Raw genomic sequence first — 2799 nt, forward strand, 5'->3', positions numbered from 1 at the left:
CTGCGCTCCCGTCGGGGTCGGGGTGGGGGTGTCGCCGGTACCGTCCTGCCCGCCGCAGGCGCTCAGCGCCACGCAGACGGCCAACGCGGAGACGGCGAGCCGAAGAGTCCTCATACCCTGGTCTGACGCAGCGGGACCGCCCACCGTTCCCGCCGGTCAGCCACGGGCCGCGGCGGCGGCCTTCATGTCCCGCTTGAGCTCCTGCGGCAGCGAGAAGGTCAACCGCTCGTTGGCGGTCACCACCTCGTCGACGTCGGTGAAGCCACGCGCGGCGAGGTGGGCGAGGACCTCCTGGACGAGCTGGTCGGGAACGCTGGCGCCCGAGGTCAGGCCGACCGTGCGCGCTCCCTCCAGCCACGCGTCGTCGATCTCGTGCGCGAAGTCGACGAGGTGACCGGCGCGCGCCCCGGCGTCCAGGGCGACCTCGACGAGGCGTACGGAGTTGGAGGAGTTGGCCGAGCCGACGACGATCATCACGTCGCACTCGGGCGCGATCTCCTTGACCACGTGCTGCCGGTTGGAGGTGGCGTAGCAGATGTCGTCGCTGGGCGGCGACTGGAGCATGGGCAGCCGCTTCTTGAGCCGGGCCACCGTCTCCAGCGTCTCGTCGACCGAGAGGGTGGTCTGGGAGAGCCAGACGACCTTGTTCGGGTCGCGGACGGTGATCCGGTCGGCGTCCTCGGGACCGTCCACGAGCTGGATGTGCTCGGGGGCCTCGCCGGAGGTGCCGATGACCTCCTCGTGCCCCTCGTGGCCGATGAGCAGGATGTCGTAGTCCTCGGCGGCGAACCGCTTCGCCTCCTGGTGCACCTTGGTGACCAGCGGGCAGGTCGCGTCGATCGCCCGCAGCGAGCGGGTCCGGGCCTGCTCGTAGACCTCCGGGGCCACCCCGTGCGCGGAGAAGATGACGGTGGCGCCCTCCGGCACCTCCTCGTTCTCCTCCACGAAGATCGCGCCCTGGGCCTCCAGCGTCTGCACGACGTGCTTGTTGTGCACGATCTGCTTGCGTACGTAGATCGGGGCGCCGTAGAGCTTGAGTGCCTCCTCCACGGTCTGCACCGCGCGGTCCACGCCCGCACAGTAGCCGCGGGGCTTGGCCAGGATCACGCGCTTGCCGGTCCGGGACGTCACTTCAGCCTGAGTCACCCGCCCATCGTACGTGCCGTCCCGGAGGGCGACACGGGCCGCGACCGCCACCACGGCGCGATGCCGGCCGCACGCCGCCCACCCCCGGCCGAGCCGCACGGAACTGTCCGGGACGGGCCGTAGGGTGGGCGGGTGAGCACAGGCGAGGTGGGGCGGAGCACGTCCGAGGAGCCGTGGCCGGTCCGGGTGGTCAGCCAGAAGGTCGGCGCCTGGATCGCCCGGCTGGGCTGGGTGTGGGTGGACGGGCAGGTGGCGCAGATCAGCCGCCGACCGGGCGCCAGCACCGTCTTCCTCACGCTGCGGGACCCGTCAGCCGACCTGAGCCTGACGGTCACCACCAACCGGGACGTCCTGGACGTCGGCGCCCCTGAGCTGCGCGAGGGCGCCCGGGTGGTGCTGCACGCCAAGCCGGAGTTCTACGCGGCCCGGGGCACGCTGAGCCTGCGCGCCGACGAGATCCGGCAGGTCGGCCTCGGCGAGCTGCTGGCCCGGCTGGAGAAGCTGAAGAAGCTGCTCGCGGCCGAGGGGCTGTTCGACCGGGCGCGCAAGCGCCGGCCGCCGTTCCTGCCCAACCGGGTGGGGTTGATCACGGGTCGCGCCTCGGCCGCCGAGCGGGACGTGCTGACCAACGCCCGCCGGCGCTGGCCGGCGGTGGAGTTCCGCACGGTCAACGTGGCCGTGCAGGGGCCGAGTGCCGTCCCGCAGATCGTCGACGCGCTCAAGGTGCTGGACGCCGACCCGACCGTCGACGTGATCGTCATCGCCCGGGGCGGGGGCGGCATCGAGGACCTGCTGCCCTTCTCCGACGAGGCGCTCTGCCGGGCCGTCTTCGCCTGCCGCACGCCGGTGGTCAGTGCGATCGGCCACGAGACCGACGCGCCGTTGGTCGACTACGTCGCCGACGTACGGGCCTCGACGCCGACCGACGCCGCCAAGCGCGTGGTTCCGGACCTCACCGAGGAGGTGCGCGTCATCCGGCAGGCCCGGCACCGCCTCGAACGCGCGGTGCGCAACCTGGTGGACCGCGAGTCGCACCGGCTCGACGGCCTGCGCTCCCGACCGGTGCTGGCCCGCCCGCAGGTGATGGTCGACCAGCGGCTCGCCGACCTGACCGGGCTGCGCCAGCGGGCGGGGCGCTGCCTGGACCACCGGCTCGCCGCCGCCGACGACGACCTGCGGCACACCCTGGCCCGGCTGCGCGCCCTCTCCCCCGCCGCCACCCTCGACCGGGGCTACGCGATCGTCCAGCGTGCCGACGGCCAGGTCCTGCGCGCCGCGTCCGAGGTGGGCAAGGGCGACCCGCTCCGGGTACGCCTCGCCGAGGGCGAGCTGGCGGCGACGGTCGACGGCTGAACGGAAGCGGAACACACGATGGCGGGCCGGCCGCGACGGTCGACGCTGAACGGCGACGGGATCACGATGTGGTGGGATGGCAGCGATGACTGACGAGAAGAAGGCCGAACAGCTCAGCTACGAGCAGGCCCGCGCCGAGCTGGCGTCGGTGGTCGAGCGGCTGGAGACCGGCGGCACCACGCTGGAGGAGTCACTGGCGCTCTGGGAGCGCGGCGAGAAGCTCGCCGAGACCTGCCAGCGCTGGCTGGACGGCGCCCGCGCCCGCATCGACGCCGCCCGCCAGGACCCCGCCTCCTGACC

Annotated in this window: 3 protein-coding genes; 2 read left to right on the forward strand and 1 reads right to left on the reverse strand. The window is 73.2% G+C overall.

The window, feature by feature from the left end; all coding sequences use genetic code 11:
* Nucleotides 1-156: 156 nt before the first annotated feature.
* Nucleotides 157-1146: a 4-hydroxy-3-methylbut-2-enyl diphosphate reductase gene (locus F6X68_RS32010; protein WP_132233380.1), complete on the reverse strand. Its 990-nt coding sequence runs from the start codon at nt 1144-1146 to the stop codon at nt 157-159.
* 186 nt (nt 1147-1332) lie between these two features.
* Between F6X68_RS32010 and xseA the strand changes: the two genes are divergently transcribed.
* Together xseA and F6X68_RS32020 are read left to right on the forward strand one after the other, a co-directional pair.
* Nucleotides 1333-2499: an exodeoxyribonuclease VII large subunit gene (xseA, locus tag F6X68_RS32015; RefSeq protein ID WP_311414055.1), complete on the forward strand. Its 1167-nt coding sequence runs from the start codon at nt 1333-1335 to the stop codon at nt 2497-2499.
* A gap of 85 nt (nt 2500-2584) precedes the next feature.
* Complete coding sequence (locus F6X68_RS32020) at nt 2585-2797, forward strand: exodeoxyribonuclease VII small subunit (RefSeq protein WP_151457736.1); 213 nt, start codon at nt 2585-2587, stop codon at nt 2795-2797.
* Nucleotides 2798-2799: the final 2 nt, after the last annotated feature.

This window comes from Micromonospora sp. AMSO12t (assembly GCF_008806585.1).
Taxonomy (GTDB): domain Bacteria; phylum Actinomycetota; class Actinomycetes; order Mycobacteriales; family Micromonosporaceae; genus Micromonospora; species Micromonospora reichwaldensis.

Excerpts from the sequence above, each read along its gene's own strand:
- F6X68_RS32020 (WP_151457736.1), top strand. The coding sequence starts at position 2,585 with ATGACTGACGAGAAGAAGGCCGAACAGCTCAGCTACGAGCAGGCCCGC.